Origin of the sequence: Aeromonas sp. L_1B5_3, assembly GCF_963866575.1 — a bacterium.
Lineage (GTDB): Bacteria > Pseudomonadota > Gammaproteobacteria > Enterobacterales > Aeromonadaceae > Aeromonas > Aeromonas jandaei.
Genome location: NZ_CAWMDN010000114.1, coordinates 217,965 through 235,168, shown reverse-complemented (window position 1 = coordinate 235,168; position 17,204 = coordinate 217,965). Strand labels below are relative to the sequence as shown.

Sequence of the window (17,204 nt, the reverse complement as noted above, 5' to 3'; positions counted from 1 at the left end):
GAGGGGGATGGTAATGGAAACGTTTGTCTTGTGCAAATTGTGCGGCAGGTCGCACCCCGACAGCGCTGCAGAGCTATCGGGGTGGCTAATCATCGGTCAGGTGAGCCAGTGATAGATGGCAAAGAGGAGGGGAGCGACGGCCGCGGTGAGGATCCCGCACACCACCATGGCGAGCGATGCAAAGGCCCCCTGGGTGATCCCCTTCTCGGCGGAGGTGGCGGTGCCGATGGCGTGGGCACAGGCCCCCATGGCGAGCCCTTGCGCTTCCGGGTCGGTCACTTTGAACAGTTTGAGCAGCGGGTAGCCGATCAGGGCGCCGACAATTCCCACAACAACAACAACGGCGGCCGCGATGGCGGGAATGCCGCCGATGGACTGGCTGACGCTCATGGCGAGCGGGGTGGTGATCGATTTGGTCGCCAATGAGGCGAGCAGCGCCGGATCTGTGCCCATAAAATGACCGATCAGCAGGGTTGTGCACACCGAGATCAAGACGGAGGCGAGGGTACAGATTAGGATGGGCTTGAGCTTGGCCTGGATCTGGCGCGCCTGCTGATAGAGCGGCAGCGCCAGCGCCACCACGGCGGGTTCCAGCAGCATGGTAATGGGGCTGCTGCCGCGCTCGTACTGCTCAAGGGGTAGATCAAACCAGAGCAGCAGGCCGATGATCACCGCGGTCGGCACCAGCACCGGATTGATGATGGGCCAGGGCAGGCGTCGATAGAGGGCGCGGGTGGCGAAATAGAGCGCCAGGGTCAGGGGAATTGCGAGCCAGAAGATCATTTGTTCATCCTCTGGTAGAGCCGACCGACGGTGGCGAGGATCAGCACGATCCCGAGCACGATGCAGAGCATGATGACGCCGAAGGATTGGCGCAGGGGCTCAAGCCAGGCCACCAGTCCGACCGCAACCGGCACGAACAGTACGCCCATGTGGCGCAGCAGCAAGCCTGCCCCCAGCTCGACCCAGTGCAGCTTGATCAGTTGCAGGGAGAGCAGGACGAACAGCAGCAGCATGCCGATGATGCTGCCGGGAAAGGCAAATGGCAGGATGGCTGCCACGGATTTGCCTGCCAGCAGGCAGGCGACGATGACCATAAAGTCACGAAAGTACAGCAAGGCGCGTTGCGCGATCACGTGAACCTCATCGACTGGGAAGAAAAATCGCAGTTTACCAGAGAGGCCGGGTCGCGGCATTAAAACAATAACAACTGAAATCAGTTCATTTGAAGCTGATTTGATTGGCATTTTTTGAAAAGTGCCTGATAGAACCCTTTTCGAACTACAAGGAGTAGTGATGACATCCCTCTTGTCCCGAGTTCGCCAGCTGGCGAACGATACTGCGTTGCCACCCCATCTGCTGCAAACCCGTCAGTGGGAAGGGCCTCTGTGCCGGGTGCGACTCGACAACACCGGCGCTGATGTCACTCCGGTTGACCGCTGGGTGCTGTTTGACGGCAAGCTTGGCTTGCCGGTAGATAGCGCCATCTATGGCGAAGGATTCCAGATGCTGGCCCAGACCATGGGTAGCTGGCAATCACCGCAACATGTCGGCCGTTGCCCCGATGCTAGCGTCTATCGCATCACCGATGACAATGGTTATCACACCATTCACAACCTGTTGCTGGTGGAGCATAACAAGGGGTGGCTGCTGCTCGCCTTTGCCAGCTGTCACCGTTTTGGCGGGGAGTTTCGTCTCTACCCTGATGGTCGCTTGCAGATCCTGATGAACTGCGAAGGGCGAAAACTTGCGGCCGCTGAGCACTGGCAGAGCGAGGCGCTGATCTGCCTCGAGGGAGCGGAGCGCGATGATCTGCTGGCCGAGTTGGCACAGCTGATCGAGGCCGAACATGGCTCGCTGATCGGCAAGGTGAGTGAGCGCCCGAGCGGTTGGTGCTCCTGGTATCACTACTACGCCGAGGTGAGCGCTGCCGATATTCGCGAGAACCTGCAGGTGCGTGCCGAGCGTTTCCCGGCCCTGCGCTATGTGCAGATCGACGACGGCTATCAGGCCAAAATGGGCGACTGGCTCACTCCATCGGCCAAGTTCGAGCAAGGTGTTGCTTCATTGGCTGCGGAGATCAAACAGGCTGGCTGCGAGCCCGCTCTCTGGGTCGCTGCCTTTATTGCCGAACCAAGCTCGCAGGTGTTTCAGGATCATCCCGACTGGTTTGTGAAGGGGGATGACGGCCTGCCGCTCCCCTCCGAGCGTGTTACCTATGGCGGCTGGCGTTGTACTCCCTGGTATGTGCTGGACGGCACCCACCCCGAGGTGCAGGCGCACCTTGAGCAGGTGTTCCGCACCCTGCGCGAACAGTGGGGCATCCACTACTTCAAGCTCGATGCCAACTTCTGGGGCGCCATCCACGGTGGCCGTTTCCACGATCCGGCTGCCACCCGGGTTGAAGCCTATCGGCGTGGTATGGCCGCCATCCTGCGTGGTGCTGGTGAAGGCGCTTTCCTGCTTGGTTGCAACGCCCCCATCTGGCCGAGCATTGGGCTGGTGCACGGCATGCGGGTGAGTGATGATGTGGAGCGCAATGGCTACCGCTATCGCCAGATCGCCCGCGAGGCCTTCTGCCGTGCCTGGCAGAATGACAAGCTCTGGGCCCTCGACCCCGACTGCATCTGTCTGCGTGATCTACCGAGCCAGCAGGCAAGCAAGGCGGATTACAGCTTCCATCTGGCAGCGCTGGTGGCGAGCGGCGGCATGATGCTGGCGGGTGATCGACTGCAAGATCTCGATGAGGAGCAGGCAGCGCAACTGCGCAAGCTGCTGGCGCTTTGCGCTGCCCGGGCGCCCTCTGCCCGTTTCGAATCGATGGACTTTGCCTGTGGCGAAGTAAGCCTGCCCGAGGGCGGCACTCTGCTCTGCCTCTTCAACTGGGAGGGGCAACCACAGGAGTTTCTGCTGCCGGAAGGGGGAACCGATTTTTGGCATGGGCAGGCAGTCGGTACGGCTGTGACCCTGCAAGGGGGCGAAGGGCGGGTGATCCGTTACATTTGATAAGGCTCGTCTCTCAAACAATTCAGGCTCCTTCGGGAGCCTGAATTGTTTGCTATTTAGGGGGCTGTGTCAGTAACGCCACTCGACGCCAGCCGCGTATTTGGCTGAACCATAGCCCGGGATATCGCTGCCCGAGGTGATGGCCTTGAGGGTGAGATTAGGGGTGATTGGCATACCAAAGCCAAAACCGATAGCCAGCCGATCGTTGGGGTTACCCATCACATCGACCCGCATCACCCGGTAAAGCGACATATCTTCGCTCAGGTGCATATAGGCCTGAGACGCGCGGTTATAGGCTTGACCAAACACCTCCAGCTGAAAGCCGGACTGGGCGGAGATGACCAGCGGAACCCCGACAAACTTGTAGAGGTTGGAGTTATTGAAGTAGCTGTTGGTGACCTGAGGCGTGAAGTCGGTCTGCTGGTACAGGGTGCTGAAGCTGTGCTCAACGATGTGATAGGTCTGCTCTGGCAACAGCGCAAGGTAGTCTGGCATATCGAACCGGTATGCGGCGTTGGCTGCCAGCGGCAGCAGGGCCAGTAATCCCAGCAGAGCGTGGTGACGAGGCATCAGCAAATGGCTTCCGTTTGATAGAGGCAAGACAGAGGGATGCAACACATTGGTTTTTGAGAAGATCCCCTTCGTCATTATGACTTGAAGAAGGGGATTGGCGAGGAGGATTTAGTGTGAAATCACTCACAACTCATAAATCTTCCAGATAGTGGTAGAGACTCTTAAGAATCGCAAAGTTTCGTTCGTTACCCTGATTCTGCTCGGCCAGCGCTTCGAGGCGCGGCACATAGTCAGGTAGACGGTTGCTGAAGTAGTCGCTGCAGTGCAGGCGCCAACGTTTCTGCTCCGCTTCGCTCAGCGTGTGCGGCCAGTTGCGGGCGCGATAGCGAAACAGCATCTCCGGCAGCCGTGAATCGGTAAAGGCGAACTCCCGCTCGCCCAGCAGATCTGCCGGGGTGGCGCGCACCAGATCCATGGTGGACTTGTCGCCGTGACCGAAGAAGCCGGCGTAGAGCTGGGTATCGGGATCGCCGTCACTGCTGCCAGCAAACTCCTGATTGAATACTTCCACCAGTTTTTCCCGCACTTCGGGGTGGGCGCGCAGCAGATCCAGGCTCTTGCGGCACTGCTCCCGGTCGATGCCAAGCTGGTCGGCGCGCTCTGCCTTCAGGGTGGCGGCCGGCGCCAGCACCGGGCACTTGTTGATGTGCACCAGTTTGACCGGAATGCCGGCCAGATCTCCCAGCTCCTCTTTCTTGGTGTAGAGGCGCTCGCGGATCTCTTCGCTGGTGAGTTCGATGAGCGGGGTGGGGTCGCGGGTCAGATCTACCATGATCACCGCGTTCTGGTTGGTGGGGTGCCAGGCGAGCGGCGAGACCCAACTTGCGCATCCCTGCCACGGGGAGAACATGCCGGAGACGTGTACCAGTGGCTTCATGGTCACCACGTCGATCAGTGCCTTCACCTTGTTCTTGTTGCGAAGGTCAAACAGGTACCCGAACAGCTTGGGTTGGGCCTTTTTCACCAGCTTGGCCATCTCGATGGTGGCCAGCACGTCAGAGAGTGCATCGTGGGCATTGGCATGGGCGACGCCGTTGGCGACCGTCAGCTTCTCCAGCCGGAAGCTCGGCTTGCCCTCATCATCAAAGGCCCACTCGATCCCCTCCGGACGCAGGGCATAGCAGGCCCGCAGCATGTCGAGAATGTCCCAGCGGGAGTTGCCGTTCTGCCAGCTGTAGGCATAGGGGTCATAGAAGTTGCGATAGAGGGTGTAGCGGGTCACTTCATCATCGAAGCGGATGCTGTTGTAGCCCAGCACGCAGGTATTCGGAGTGGCGAACTGCTCGTGGATCTGGCGAATGAAATCCGCCTCGCACAGCCCATCCTTCATCGCCTTTTGTGGCGTGATACCGGTGATAAGGCATGCCTCCGGATCCGGCAGGTAGTCCGCTGGCGGTTTGCAATAAATGACCAGCGGCTCGCCAATGATGTTGAAATCCGTATCGGTGCGAATACCGGCAAACTGCGATGGCCTGTCCTTGGCGGGGCTGATGCCGAAGGTCTCGTAGTCGTGGAAATAGAAGGTCGGCTCGCTGCCGGCGTGTGCTGTTTTGCTCATGTTGCTCGAGATGAGGTATCCGATGACGGCGGCTAGCGCCTGGGTGGATGGTGCCATGCACCACAATGGCCAGCATGGTAAACCATAGCGCAGGTAGAACGAAGGGTTGGGCCCTCATTCGTCGTTTTATTAGACAATGGGGAACCTTTGTTCACCAGTAACAAAACGCAGATTCTCAAATGTTCCGGCGGGTAGGAGGCTGCATAGGTACTTTTCACGGTAATCCTTTGCCACATCACACTTTTTGTCTGTCCACCAAGGCCAAGAGGAGTGTTGTTGACTAAATTGTTCATATGAGCGGAGTACAACGGCTCCTCTGATAACAACATGGCGGCATGGGACAGTGATCATGGACAAAACGCTGACGGAGAAGAACTCATTCTCGTTGCTAGTCGATCTCAGACAGGTGGTATATGCCTTGTCTGCGTCGCTGGATCTGGTGGGTATTGGCGATGTTGCCCATGGTAAACGAGTCGGGATCATGGCAGCCGAGTGTAGTCGGGTGCTGGGGATGGACGATGTGGAGCGCCGACTGCTCTTCGAGTTGGGCGTCCTGCATGATATCGGCGTCTCCTCGACAGTCATCCATCACCACCTGGTCAGCGAGTTTGACTGGGAGTCGTCACAGCTTCACTGTGAAGTGGGGTATCAGCTATTAAAGGATTTCCGGCTGCTCGCTCCTCTGGCACTTCCCATCCGTTATCACCACACCCACTGGAAGTTGCTGCGCAATTTACCCGACGTGGACAAGAAAGTTGCCCGTCAGGCCAATCTCATCTTTCTGGTAGACCGTTGTGACGCGCTGGCGGCCCCTCACTATAGCGACGGGTCGCTCTTGATGCATACCAACGAGATCCGCGAACGGCTGCAGGGTTATAGCGGTGAGTTTTTTGACCCCGAGCTGGTGGCGGCATTCCTGCAAGCTTCTCGCTCGGAGGCTTTCTGGCTGCAGCTGGAAGCTCGTTCCATCAATGACTACATGCTTGAAATGCTGCAAGAGCGCGAGCCTTGCACGACGACCAATGGCGAGTTGAAAGCATTGGCGCTGATTTTTTCGGGTATTGTCGATGCCAAAAGTGCGTTTACCATGGCTCACTCCTTCGGTGTCGCCCGTCTCTCGCGTCTGCTGGCCGAGCGTATGGGTGTCAGTGCCATCCATTGTGACATGCTGGAAATTGCCGGATTGCTGCACGATCTTGGCAAGCTGCGAGTGCCGGATGAAATTCTGGATAAACCGGGGCGATTAACCTCCGAGGAGCGGGCCATCATCAATACCCACAGTTTCGAGACCTATCAGATTTTGCGCCACATCGAAGGGTTTGAAGAGATCGCATGCTGGGCCTCCTATCACCATGAAGAACCGGACGGAGAGGGATACCCGTTTCATTTGCCGGCTTCGGCGATGGCATTGGAGGCGAGGATCTTGCGGGTGGCCGATATTTTTCAAGCCATGGTGCAGGACAGGCCGTATCGGCAGGGGCTCTCTGCTGGCGAGGCGCTCTCTTTTATGAAGCAGTTGGTTAGAGAGGGTCGGGTGGATGGCGACGTTGTTGCCGTGCTGGCTGAGAATTTGCCACAGATGGTACAGGCCGCCATTCCAACGGTAGAGGAGGTGCATGCGTACTGCTGACCTGCACCGGCTTCCAGCTATGCTTGGAATAAGCCGTGCATGGTGCTGATATCCACGTGCAATACGCAGGCTTGACTGACCACCATAGGGGAGCAGATATGGAATCGCTAAAAGCTAGGGATTATATGCAGAGCAGACCCATCACCTTTAAAGCGGACATGATGGTACAAGCGGCAGTCGAGAAATTTTTGAATAGCCACCAACTGGGGGGCCCGGTGACCGATGAAAAAGGGCATCTGATCGGCTGGATCTCCGAGCAGGATTGCATCGCGGTAATGCTCAAGGAGGCGTATCACTGTGAACAGGTGGCACAGGTACGGGATGTGATGCGCAAAGAGGTGCTGACGGTGGGGCCAGATACCAGCATTCTGACTCTGGCTGAGATGATGATGGGACAGAAGCCCAAGATCTATCCGGTGGTGGAGGAGGGCAGGCTGCTTGGGGTGATCAATCGCCACAATGTGATGCAGGCGATCCACGCTCAGCTCACTACCTGTTTTGTCCATAGCCACGGTTGAGTGTTGCGTCTCTATGTTGGAGCAGGCCAATGGCCTGCTTCGTTATTTTGGGAGACAGAAAGTTCGCCGACCTGATGTTTTCAATGAAGTAAAGGGATCTACTCGTATGCCCCGAGCTTCATGTTAAGGCTTGCACCTCTCCTTCTCGCTCTTTAGGATCAGCCCCAGCTATCGATATGGCCCCTTGTCGGGCACTCTTTTAAGGAATTCGTACCTTGTCTCTCTCTATCGAGGCGCTGCGCCGCCGTCTCCCTGCCTGCATGAACCTTGACGCCCGCCGTCTCTCCAGCCGTTTGCACGGGGTCAAAAAGTTGCCTGAAGGCAAACAAGCCGCCGTGCTAGAGACCATCGCCGCCGATCTGGATGCGGCACAGGCGCGCTACCAATCCCGTCTGGCCGGAGTGCCCAAGGTCACCTATCCGGATAACCTGCCAGTCAGCCAGAAGCAGGCGGAGATCGCCAAGGCCATTGAAGAGCACCAAGTGGTGATCATCGCCGGCGAAACAGGCTCGGGCAAAACCACCCAGATCCCCAAGATCTGTCTGGCGCTCGGGCGTGGGGTGAAGGGCTTCATCGGCCACACCCAGCCGCGCCGCCTGGCGGCCCGTACCGTGGCGGCCCGTATTGCAGAAGAGATGGAGTCCGAGCTCGGTCACTACGTGGGCTACAAGGTGCGCTTTACCGATCAGGTGAGCGAGCAGACCCACATCAAGCTGATGACCGATGGTATCCTGCTGGCCGAGATCCAGAACGACCGGATGCTCACCCAGTACGACACTATCATCATCGATGAGGCCCACGAGCGCAGCCTCAATATCGACTTCATTCTGGGCTACTTGAAACAGCTGCTGCCCAAGCGCCCCGATCTCAAGGTGATCATCACCTCGGCCACTATCGATCCGCAACGCTTCTCCCGCCATTTCAACAAGGCGCCGGTGATCGAGGTCTCCGGTCGCACCTATCCAGTGGAGGTGCGCTACCGTCCACTCACCAGTGACAAGAGCGAAGGGCTGGAAGAGCGCGATGAACTGCAGGGGATTTTCGATGCGGTGGAAGAGCTGGCCCGCGAAGGGCTGGGGGACATCCTCATCTTCATGAACGGCGAGCGGGAGATCCGCGATACCGCCGATGCCCTGCGCAAGCTCAATCTGCGCGAAACCGAGGTGCTGCCGCTCTACGCCCGCCTCTCCAACGCCGAGCAGAACAAGGTGTTCCAGCCACACGCCGGGCGGCGCATCGTGCTCGCCACCAACGTGGCGGAGACCTCGCTGACGGTGCCGGGCATCCGTTACGTCATCGATCCGGGTACCGCCCGTATCAGCCGCTACTCCTGGCGCACCAAGGTGCAGCGCCTGCCCATCGAGCCGGTTTCCCAGGCCAGCGCCAACCAGCGTAAAGGGCGTTGCGGTCGGGTGGCGGATGGTATCTGTGTCCGCCTCTACTCAGAGGAGGATTTCAATAGCCGCCCTGCCTTCACCGACCCCGAGATCCTGCGCACCAACCTGGCCTCCGTCATTCTGCAGATGCTGGCGCTCGGCCTTGGCAACATGGAGGCCTTCCCGTTCGTCGAGCCGCCTGAGTCGCGCCATATCAAGGATGGCCTGACCCTCTTGAAAGAGCTTGAGGCGGTGCGCGAGCTGCCCGCCACGGGCGATCGCGAAGCCAAACTGCAGCTGACCGAGACCGGACGCCAGCTCTCGCGCATCCCCCTTGATCCGCGTCTGGCAAAGATGGTGATCAGCGCGGCGCAGACAGGCTGTTTGAGCGAGGTGATGGTGATCACCGCCGCCCTCAGCATTCAGGATCCCCGCGAACGGCCCATGGAGAAGAAGCAGGCCGCCGACGAGCAGCACCGACGCTTTGAAGACAAGGATTCCGACTTCCTTGCCTTCGTCAATCTGTGGAACTACCTGAAAGAGCAGCAGGATGCCCTTGGCAGTAACCCGTTCCGCCGCATGTGCCAGAAGGAGTTTCTCTCCTACCTGCGGGTTCGCGAGTGGCAGGACATTCATTTCCAGCTGCGCCAGACGGTGAAAGAGCTTGGTTTTAAAGCCAACCATGAACCGGCGGATTTCAAGACGGTGCACTGCGCGCTGCTGACCGGCCTCTTGAGCCATATCGGCAACAAGGATTTGGAAAAGCCCGAGTTCCTCGGTGCTCGCAATGGCCGTTTCCACCTCTTCCCGGCTTCGGGCTTGTTTAAAAAGCCACCCAAGTGGGTGATGGCCGCCGAGCTGGTGGAGACCTCGCGCCTCTACGCTCGTATCAACGCCAAGATTGAACCCGAGTGGGTGGAGCCGCTGGCGGGGCACCTCATCAAGCTGCACCACAGCGACCCCCACTGGTCGAAGAAAAACGGCGCCGTAATGGCCAAGGAGAAGGTGACCCTCTATGGTCTGACTCTGGTCAACGAGCGCACCATCAACTTCAGCCGTATCGATCCGGCGCTGTGCCGCGAGCTGTTTATCCGCCGCGCGCTGGTGGAGGGGGATTTCGAGACCCGTCACCGCTTCTTCAGCGACAATCGCAAGCTCTTGGCTGAGGTGGAGGCGCTGGAGCACAAATCCCGCCGTCGCGACATTCTGGTGGATGACGAGGATCTGTTCCGCTTCTACGATGCCCGCTTGCCGGAGGAGGTGATTTCCGCCCGTCACTTCGACAAGTGGTGGAAAGAGGCGCAAAAGCGGGACGCTGAGCTGCTCAACTTCGAAAAAGAGATGCTGATGAAGGGAGATGCGGCCCACATCAGCGATCTCGACTACCCTAACTTCTGGCAGCAGGGGCGCCTCAAGCTCAAGTTGACCTATCAGTTCGAGCCGGGGGAGGCGGCGGACGGCGTGACCCTGCATATTCCGCTGCCGCTCCTGAATCAGGTGGAGGTGAAGGGGTTCGAGTGGTTGATCCCGGGGCTGCGTCATGAACTCTTGGTGGCCCTCATCAAGTCGATGCCAAAGCCGATGCGCAAGAACTTCGTACCGGCCCCCAACTATGCCGATGCGCTGCTAGCCAGCATCAACCCCGAACAGGGGCCGCTACTGGACGAGATGGAGCGCCAGCTGCGCCGTATGACCGGCGTGACCGTGCCCCGTGAATCCTGGGACTGGTCTGCGGTGCCCGATCACCTGAAACTCACCTTCCGGGTGGTGGACGACAAACACAAGAAGGTGGCGGAAGGCAAAGATCTGGAGGCCTTGAAAGAGTCGCTGCGCGGCAAGGTGCAGGAGACCCTGTCACAAGTGGCGGACGATGATATCGAGCAGTCAGGTCTCACCCTGTGGAGCTTTGGCGAGCTGCCGCAAGAGTACAGTCAGAAGCGGGGCGGGTTCGAGGTGAAGGCCTATCCGGCGTTGGTAGACGAGAAGGATTCGGTCGCCATCCAGCTGGTGGAGAGCCCGGTGGTGCAGCAGCAGCTGATGTGGGCCGGTCAGCGTCGGCTGGTACTGCTCAACGTACCATCGCCCATCAAGTATCTGCAGGAGAAGTTGCCCAACAAGGCCAAGCTCGGGCTCTATTTCAACCCGTTTGGCAAGGTGGCCGAGCTTATCGACGACTGCATTGCCTGCGGCTGCGACAAGCTGATTGAGCAGCACGGCGGCATGGCTTGGGACGAGGCCGGTTTCGAGGCGCTCAAGGAGTATGTCCGCGCCGAGCTCAACGATGCGGTGGTGGAGGTGGCCAAGCAGGTGGAAGCCGTGCTGACGCTGTCCCATGAGATCAAGAAACGGCTCAAGGGCAAGATGCAGCTCGACACCGCTTTTGCCATGTCGGACATCCAGCAGCAGTTGGGTAACCTCATTCACAAGGGCTTTGTCACCGAGACTGGCTGGCAGCGGCTGCCTGACTTGTTGCGCTACCTGCGGGCCATCGAGCGGCGGCTAGAGAAGCTCGCCATCGATCCCAACCGGGATCGGGTCTATATGCTCAAGGTGCACAGCGTGGAGTCGGAGTACAAGGCGCTGCTGGCCAAGATCCCCAAATCCCAGCTTATTCCCACCGAGGTGGTCAATATCCGCTGGATGATCGAGGAGCTGCGGGTATCGTTTTTTGCCCAGAATCTGGGAACCCCCTATCCGGTGTCGGATAAACGGGTGCTGAATGCTATCGCTCAGTGCTAAGCTGCTATCTGTCTGTTTTAACTGCGTGATATAGAGTGTGGGAAGGGGCTGCCAAGGTGGTGGGCCCTTTTAAACGGAAGTCAGGGAGGCAAGGATGCTGGGGATCTGGTTGAGTGTGGCGCAGGTGGTGATCAGCGGTTACCAGCCTATTGCAGAGCAAACCTGGGTGCAGTTGAACCCTGAGTATTACCCTTTAGCGCGCAAACCGCCCGCCATGTTTGTGGCATGGCACGGCAACCAGTTTCCGCCGCTGGCCCAGAAACAGAAAAATGGTCGCTGGCAGATCCTCTTTCCTGCCCGTCTGGTACCCCCTTTTGAGCTGTTCGAGGGGGAGGCAGAGCTTTCCAAAGCTTATCTGGCAAGGTTGCGGCGCATCGACGAGATGGCTTATGGCGTCGCATCCGTTCAGGCTGTTGCGGCAGTGCAGCAGGGTCTCTTTTCGTTGGATGAAAATGGGCCGCTTGCCCCCTTTATTGCCGAGTTCAGTGCCGCGCATACCATGCCGGTTCAGCTTGCGGTAACGCATCGCTACGAGGCGGAGCCGTTGCTGGCAATGCTTGGGAGCGTCGCGCGTGAATCGGTAAACAATGCTGATATCCAGCTGGCTGCTGCCGCCTCCACCGATAGCGCCACCCTTACGCTATCGGCCCCGGCTGCAGGAGGTGAGCGTGCCGTGTGTCATCAGGTGGCGGCCGGTGAGACGCTGTGGCGCATAGCGAACCAGCTCTCCAGTGCCATGGGGGGCGATACGTACAGCTATTTGCTGGCGTTGGTGGCTGAAAATCAGGCGCGACTTGGCCATAGCATCCGGGTCAAAACCGGGGATGGTCTCTATTGTCCCCGCGCCGAGACGCTGGCGCAGTTTGATGCGCTGAGCCCGGCCCAGCGGCAGCAGCAATTTGCCCGCCTTGAGCAGGGGCGTTAAGGCACGGGATTAGCCTTGTATCCGCTATTGGCCCATGGTAGTATGCGCGCTCGTTTTGCGAGGTGCTGACCGGTCGCAGTTAGCACCATAAATTCATCCAAAAGAGATACATACTATGTCTTTCGTATTCCAAGCTGAAGTCCGTTCTGACCTGGGGAAAGGTGCGAGCCGCCGCCTGCGTCAAGCTGACCAAGTTCCTGCCATCGTTTACGGTGCAGGCAAAGAAGCTCTGTCCGTAGCTGTTGACCACAAGAAAATGATCCTGGCTCAAGAGAAGCCGGAATTCTATGAGTCCGTACTGACTCTGGTCATCAACGGCGAAGAAGTTAACGTAAAAGTGAAAGCTATCCAGCGTCACCCGGTACGTTACAAGCTGGTTCACCTGGACTTCGTTCGCGTCTAATCGCGAGCCGTCAGGTTGAAGAAAAGCCACTCTCAGGAGTGGCTTTTTGCGATCTGGCGTTTGGTTGTTTTCACTGTGTGAAAAGAGGGCATATTTGCCCTCAGGCCTTATTACCCCAGCTGCTTCAGCGCCTGCTGGCAGCGCTGTTCGGCTGCATCCAGCTCCAGCAGTACCATCCTGATATCTTCCATCTGTTGCTGCAGCGTCTCACGCTTCTCCTCAACCAGTCCCAACATGGTCTGCAGCTGGGTGCGGCTGCTCTTGTCGGCATCATAGAGATCAAACAATTCGCGGATCTCGGCGAGGCTGAAGCCAAGACGCTTGCCGCGCAGGGTTAATTTGAGGCGAACCCGATCCTGCTTGCTGTAGATGCGGGTCTGCCCCTCTCGCGCGGGATTGAGTAATCCCTGATCCTCATAAAAGCGGATACTGCGCGTCGTAATATCAAATTCCCGAGCCAGCTCACTGATGCTGTAGCGCCGGGCTTCATCCCTGTTTTTGTTCATACAGACTTCTTGGCGAACTAAATCCTGCTGGCACCTTACCTAAACGTAAACTGCACTGCAACTCTTGTTCCTGTAGCGCAGAAAACCTATGTTATGCCATGTAACAAAAAAGAGGCTGGCAAATGGATATTGCGATTGTGGCTGCAAAGCGGACCCCGATGGGGGCATTTCAGGGGGCATTGGCAGAGGTGACGGCGCCTGAGTTGGGGGCGTGTGCCATTGAGGCTGCGTTGCAGCAAAGCGGCCTGCATCCGGAGCAGGTCGACGAAGTCTTTATGGGCAACGTGCTGTCGGCCGGGGTGGGGCAGGCTCCCGCCAGGCAGGCGATGTTGAAAGCGGGATTGCCGCCATCGATACCCGCAACCACAGTCAACAAGGTGTGTGGTTCTGGTATGAAGGCGGTGATGCTGGCGGCAGATTCTATCCGGCTTGGCGACAACCGGGTTGTGGTTGCTGGTGGCATGGAGAGCATGAGCCGTGCCCCCTATCTGTTGGATAACGCCCGTAGCGGTTTTCGGATGGGGCATCAGCGGGCGCTGGATCACCTCTTCCTCGACGGATTGCAGGATGCCTATGATGGCCAGTTGATGGGAATCCATGCCCAGCGCAGCGCTGATCTGGCCGGTTTGACCCGCAGTGCCATGGATGAATTTGCCCTGGCATCGCTCCAGCGAGCCCTTGATGCCCAGCAGGCTGGCTCGTTTAGTTTGGAGCTGACGCCTTGCCATCATGAGGGGCGCTTGCTGCTGGCAGAGGATGAGCAACCTGGCCGAGGACGGCCGGAAAAGATACCAACGCTAAAACCTGCGTTTGGTAAAGAGGGTACCATTACTGCAGCCAATGCTAGCTCCATCTCTGATGGTGCGGCGGCGCTGATATTGATGGATAGCGCTACGGCAGTTGCCCGGCAGGTGCCGGTATTGGCAAGGATCGTCGGTTATCAGAGCCATGCAGCCTTGCCAGTCGAGTTTACCTCGGCACCCATTGGCGCAATATCCAAATTGCTGGAGCGGCTTGACTGGTCAGTGGAGGAAGTGGATCTCTTCGAGATCAACGAGGCATTTGCCATGGTGACCATGTTGGCCATAGCGGGATGTGGTATCCCCCATGACAAGGTCAATGTATATGGTGGGGCCTGTGCGCTGGGGCATCCGCTCGGCGCGAGTGGTGCCCGTATTCTGGTCACCCTGATCTCAGCCCTGCGTCAGCGGGGAGGGAAAAGGGGGATTGCCTCTCTGTGTATCGGAGGGGGAGAGGCGACAGCGATCGCGGTGGAACTCAATTAATCGGTGGCTTCCATCGCCTGCAGCTGCTCGTTGACCCAGGTGGTTGCAGCCAAATAGAGATGGCTGACCTTCTCCTCACTCAAGCCCAGTTTGGCGGTTCTGGCTGTGACCCGTGACCAGTTGGTATTCTCGTAGTCTTCGCAAAATGCGAGGTAGAAGCCGAGATTGCCCTTGCGCTCAAGCAGTGCCAGCCGGATGGCATCGATCAGCGGAATGGTGCCGAGCAGCTTGTCCATCGGCTGCTCCATCAACACATCCAGCAGGGAGAAGAGGCCGGTGATAAAAGCCTGTGGCGCCTGCTGGGTCGGTGCGTGAGCATGGGCCAGCAGCTCACAGAAGCGGGCCCTGATAAGCGACATCTGATAGAGCTCTGCACTCTTGCCCTTGCCTGCACTGGTGGCAGCCACCAGCGAGACAAAACGCTTTAGCTGGGTGTTGCCAAGGTAGATGGCGGCCTGGCGAAATGAAGAGATGGGATTGGTGTGTCCCTTGAGATGGTTGACGTAACGCAGTAGCTTCAGGGAAAGGGAGATATCCTGGCTTAGCAGCTGCTCGATCCGGTTGATGTCAGGTTCGGCCTGATTGACCACGTTGAGCAGTTGCATCACGACGACCTGGGCTGGCTCCATGGTCGCCTGCTTGACCATCTCGGGGCGACTGAAGAAAAAACCCTGAAATAGCTGGATCCCCAGCTGCTTGACCCGCTCGAATTCCGCCTTGTCTTCCACCTTTTCGGCCAGATAGGTGAGATTCATGCTTTGGTGGCGCTGAATGAACACCTTGATCTGCAATAGCGGTGTTGCCCGCAGATCGAACTTGATGATCTTGATAAAGGGGAGGAAACGCTCCCAGTCTGGCGACATGGTGAAGTCATCGAGCGCCAGCGTATAGCCCAGTTTATGGAGTTGTTTGACCTTCTCCAGCAGGGCATCATCCGGTGCTGCATCCTCCAGAATTTCAATCACCACCTTCTCGGGCGGCAGGCACTCTGCCAAGCCATCCAGCAACAGGGAGTGAGGAAAATTGATGAAGCAGGGGCGGCCGCCCAGTAGCTGATCGATGTTTTGTTGCAGGAACTGTTCAACGACAAGACTCGACGTTGCTTGCCGTGAGGAGATGCTCGGGAAGACATTATTCAGGCTATCGCGAAAGAGCAGCTCATAGGCGTAGGTATTAAGATCTCTGTCGAGAATGGGCTGTCTTGCAACGTAGGAATACATGCCTGGCTCCGATATGGGTACTGGCTTGATTTTATGGTGTTGCAGAACACTATGCCAGTCCTGACCCTATTGAGTAAGGCAATAATTGGCATAGTGTTTTTCTGTCAGAGCCGAATTTAGAAGAGATAGCTCATTTGTAAGCCAGCCAGCCAAGCATCCCCTTCAGAAGTGCCCTGGAAGGTTGACGTCGTTCGTGGATTACCCGGTTGCAGCTCCATTTTTTCAGTGACATCCACCTTTTTGCCATCGATCAGGGTCAGCCCCAGATCCAGGGTCAAGTTGGGCGTGAACTGATACCCCATTCCCAGGCTGTACCAGAGCCGATCGGCATCCGGGATGGAGATGGTACGACGATCGGCTGGCACCGGGCTGGCGTCATAGGCCACACCGGAGCGCACTTGCCACTTGGGAGTGACCTGATAGGTCATACCGATGGCGTAGTGCCAGCTATCTTCCCAGTGCTCGTCCTTGATGTGCATGTTCTGCAAATTGTTGAGATCAGCTTCCAACTGAACGAATTTGCTCCAGTTGGTCCAGTTCAGGCTGCCGTGGATAGCCAGCTTGTCAGTCAGCTGATGAAATGCTGCCAATTCTGCCGATGCGGGCAACGGCAGATCCAGACTGCCGGTATCTCTGATCTCGGTAACAGAGCCATCTGCATTGGGTCGGCCCACGATAGCATCTCCCGAGAGGGTTAAAGTGACATCATGGCGGTAAGAGAGGCCAATCCGGGTTTGCTCCGACAACTCCAGTAAAGTGCCAACATTCCAGCCCCATGCCCAGCCATCCCCTTGCAGATGTTTTGCTATCAGGTTGCGAGAAGGGAAGGTGCCGCCGACTTCGCCCTCGCCCTGAATAGCAGAGATCCCGGCACCAATTGACCACATCTCATTGATGCGATATGCAAGGGATGTGCCCAGATCCATGGTCTTGATATCAGAGACATTGCCAAAGTGACCGGCACTGTAGTTGTCCGGCATCTTGACGCCGAGACCGTAATAGGAAGTAGCCGAGAATCCAAGGCGCCACTGCTCATTGAGTGGAATGATGAGATAGGCGTTGGGAACCCAGGCATCGGCCGCGATATCTCGTGCACTGGCATCGGAGGTGACGATGCCGGCTTTGGTCGGCAAGCGGGTGTTGCCTTCAATATTGACGTCAGGACTGACGTAGATGACTCCGCCAGACAGCGCCATCTGATCGAAGCGGGTCATGGCTGCAGCATTGCGGGAGAGCACACTGGCGTTATCCGCGATGACGGCCTCACCGGCAAAGGCGCGTCCCAGGCCTGTAGCGGACTGTTCAGCCAGCTGGAACCCGGCGGCATGAGTCTGACCCGCGATCACCAGCAGGGCGATGGCGGACGGTTTAATGATGGGATGCATGGCAAAATCCTTGCTGTTACCCGAAGGTTCAATAGGTCATATGAATGGAGGCAGGATTTTATATGGTATGACCAGTAAG

14 protein-coding genes are annotated in these 17,204 nt (G+C 57.9%); 7 read left to right on the top strand and 7 right to left on the bottom strand.

Annotated elements, in window-relative coordinates:
* Positions 1 to 96: 96 nt before the first annotated feature.
* On the bottom strand, positions 97 to 783 hold the full coding sequence (locus AACR93_RS11810) for an LrgB family protein (RefSeq protein ID WP_043850903.1): 687 nt from the start codon (positions 781 to 783) through the stop codon (positions 97 to 99).
* Positions 780 to 1,136, bottom strand: a complete 357-nt coding sequence (locus AACR93_RS11805; RefSeq protein WP_005333279.1) for a CidA/LrgA family protein — start codon at positions 1,134 to 1,136, stop codon at positions 780 to 782. The genes AACR93_RS11810 and AACR93_RS11805 overlap by 4 nt, the downstream gene beginning before the upstream one ends.
* A gap of 160 nt (positions 1,137 to 1,296) precedes the next feature.
* Between AACR93_RS11805 and AACR93_RS11800 the strand changes: the two genes are divergently transcribed.
* The gene (locus AACR93_RS11800) at positions 1,297 to 3,006 is read left to right on the top strand and encodes a glycoside hydrolase family 36 protein (protein ID WP_043850902.1); all 1,710 of its coding nucleotides are present in this window, start codon (positions 1,297 to 1,299) and stop codon (positions 3,004 to 3,006) included.
* Positions 3,007 to 3,075: 69 nt separating this feature from the next.
* On the opposite strand, the gene AACR93_RS11795 is transcribed toward AACR93_RS11800, so the two are convergent.
* Together AACR93_RS11795 and sbcB are read right to left on the bottom strand one after the other, a co-directional pair.
* Positions 3,076 to 3,576 (bottom strand): hypothetical protein, encoded by a 501-nt coding sequence (locus AACR93_RS11795; protein ID WP_043850942.1) that lies wholly within the window; start codon positions 3,574 to 3,576, stop codon positions 3,076 to 3,078.
* 133 nt (positions 3,577 to 3,709) lie between these two features.
* Positions 3,710 to 5,137: an exodeoxyribonuclease I gene (sbcB, locus tag AACR93_RS11790; RefSeq protein ID WP_043850941.1), complete on the bottom strand. Its 1,428-nt coding sequence runs from the start codon at positions 5,135 to 5,137 to the stop codon at positions 3,710 to 3,712.
* Positions 5,138 to 5,486: 349 nt separating this feature from the next.
* Here sbcB and AACR93_RS11785 point away from each other — a divergent pair, with 349 nt between their 5' ends.
* The 5 genes from AACR93_RS11785 (at position 5,487) to rplY (ending at position 12,728) form a co-directional block, all read left to right on the top strand.
* Entirely contained in the window at positions 5,487 to 6,767 is a 1,281-nt protein-coding gene (locus AACR93_RS11785; RefSeq protein ID WP_043850901.1) for an HD domain-containing phosphohydrolase, read from the top strand.
* A gap of 98 nt (positions 6,768 to 6,865) precedes the next feature.
* Positions 6,866 to 7,285: a CBS domain-containing protein gene (locus AACR93_RS11780; protein ID WP_043850900.1), complete on the top strand. Its 420-nt coding sequence runs from the start codon at positions 6,866 to 6,868 to the stop codon at positions 7,283 to 7,285.
* Positions 7,286 to 7,500: 215 nt separating this feature from the next.
* Positions 7,501 to 11,400 carry an ATP-dependent RNA helicase HrpA gene (hrpA, locus tag AACR93_RS11775; protein WP_043850899.1) on the top strand — a complete coding sequence of 1,300 codons (3,900 nt, stop codon included), beginning with the start codon at positions 7,501 to 7,503 and terminating at the stop codon, positions 11,398 to 11,400.
* A 94-nt stretch (positions 11,401 to 11,494) separates the two neighbouring features.
* Positions 11,495 to 12,325, top strand: coding sequence for a hypothetical protein (locus AACR93_RS11770; RefSeq protein ID WP_043850898.1), 831 nt, complete (start codon positions 11,495 to 11,497; stop codon positions 12,323 to 12,325).
* 115 nt (positions 12,326 to 12,440) lie between these two features.
* Positions 12,441 to 12,728: a 50S ribosomal protein L25 gene (rplY, locus tag AACR93_RS11765; protein ID WP_042030867.1), complete on the top strand. Its 288-nt coding sequence runs from the start codon at positions 12,441 to 12,443 to the stop codon at positions 12,726 to 12,728.
* 110 nt (positions 12,729 to 12,838) lie between these two features.
* Here the strand turns inward: rplY and AACR93_RS11760 are convergent, their stop codons facing one another.
* Complete coding sequence (locus tag AACR93_RS11760; protein ID WP_043850897.1) at positions 12,839 to 13,234, bottom strand: MerR family transcriptional regulator; 396 nt, start codon at positions 13,232 to 13,234, stop codon at positions 12,839 to 12,841.
* A 122-nt stretch (positions 13,235 to 13,356) separates the two neighbouring features.
* On the opposite strand from AACR93_RS11760, the gene AACR93_RS11755 reads away from it, so the two are divergent.
* The gene (locus AACR93_RS11755; protein WP_043850896.1) at positions 13,357 to 14,520 is read left to right on the top strand and encodes a thiolase family protein; all 1,164 of its coding nucleotides are present in this window, start codon (positions 13,357 to 13,359) and stop codon (positions 14,518 to 14,520) included.
* Here the strand turns inward: AACR93_RS11755 and AACR93_RS11750 are convergent.
* Both AACR93_RS11750 and AACR93_RS11745 read right to left on the bottom strand, forming a co-directional pair.
* Positions 14,517 to 15,740 carry an EAL and HDOD domain-containing protein gene (locus AACR93_RS11750; protein WP_043850895.1) on the bottom strand — a complete coding sequence of 408 codons (1,224 nt, stop codon included), beginning with the start codon at positions 15,738 to 15,740 and terminating at the stop codon, positions 14,517 to 14,519. The two genes, AACR93_RS11755 and AACR93_RS11750, sit on opposite strands and share 4 nt — an antisense overlap.
* A gap of 116 nt (positions 15,741 to 15,856) precedes the next feature.
* Complete coding sequence (locus AACR93_RS11745; RefSeq protein WP_043850894.1) at positions 15,857 to 17,125, bottom strand: outer membrane protein transport protein; 1,269 nt, start codon at positions 17,123 to 17,125, stop codon at positions 15,857 to 15,859.
* Between the last annotated feature and the right edge of the window lie 79 nt (positions 17,126 to 17,204).

Bases quoted from the DNA above. Each gene is read 5' to 3' on its own strand.
- sbcB (WP_043850941.1), bottom strand. From the start codon at position 5,137: ATGAGCAAAACAGCACACGCCGGCAGCGAGCCGACCTTCTATTTCCAC.
- AACR93_RS11785 (WP_043850901.1), top strand. From the start codon at position 5,487: ATGGACAAAACGCTGACGGAGAAGAACTCATTCTCGTTGCTAGTCGAT.
- AACR93_RS11800 (WP_043850902.1), top strand. From the start codon at position 1,297: ATGACATCCCTCTTGTCCCGAGTTCGCCAGCTGGCGAACGATACTGCG.
- AACR93_RS11810 (WP_043850903.1), bottom strand. From the start codon at position 783: ATGATCTTCTGGCTCGCAATTCCCCTGACCCTGGCGCTCTATTTCGCC.
- AACR93_RS11760 (WP_043850897.1), bottom strand. From the start codon at position 13,234: ATGAACAAAAACAGGGATGAAGCCCGGCGCTACAGCATCAGTGAGCTG.
- AACR93_RS11770 (WP_043850898.1), top strand. From the start codon at position 11,495: ATGCTGGGGATCTGGTTGAGTGTGGCGCAGGTGGTGATCAGCGGTTAC.
- AACR93_RS11780 (WP_043850900.1), top strand. From the start codon at position 6,866: ATGGAATCGCTAAAAGCTAGGGATTATATGCAGAGCAGACCCATCACC.
- AACR93_RS11745 (WP_043850894.1), bottom strand. From the start codon at position 17,125: ATGCATCCCATCATTAAACCGTCCGCCATCGCCCTGCTGGTGATCGCG.
- AACR93_RS11755 (WP_043850896.1), top strand. From the start codon at position 13,357: ATGGATATTGCGATTGTGGCTGCAAAGCGGACCCCGATGGGGGCATTT.
- AACR93_RS11750 (WP_043850895.1), bottom strand. From the start codon at position 15,740: ATGTATTCCTACGTTGCAAGACAGCCCATTCTCGACAGAGATCTTAAT.
- rplY (WP_042030867.1), top strand. From the start codon at position 12,441: ATGTCTTTCGTATTCCAAGCTGAAGTCCGTTCTGACCTGGGGAAAGGT.
- AACR93_RS11795 (WP_043850942.1), bottom strand. From the start codon at position 3,576: ATGCCTCGTCACCACGCTCTGCTGGGATTACTGGCCCTGCTGCCGCTG.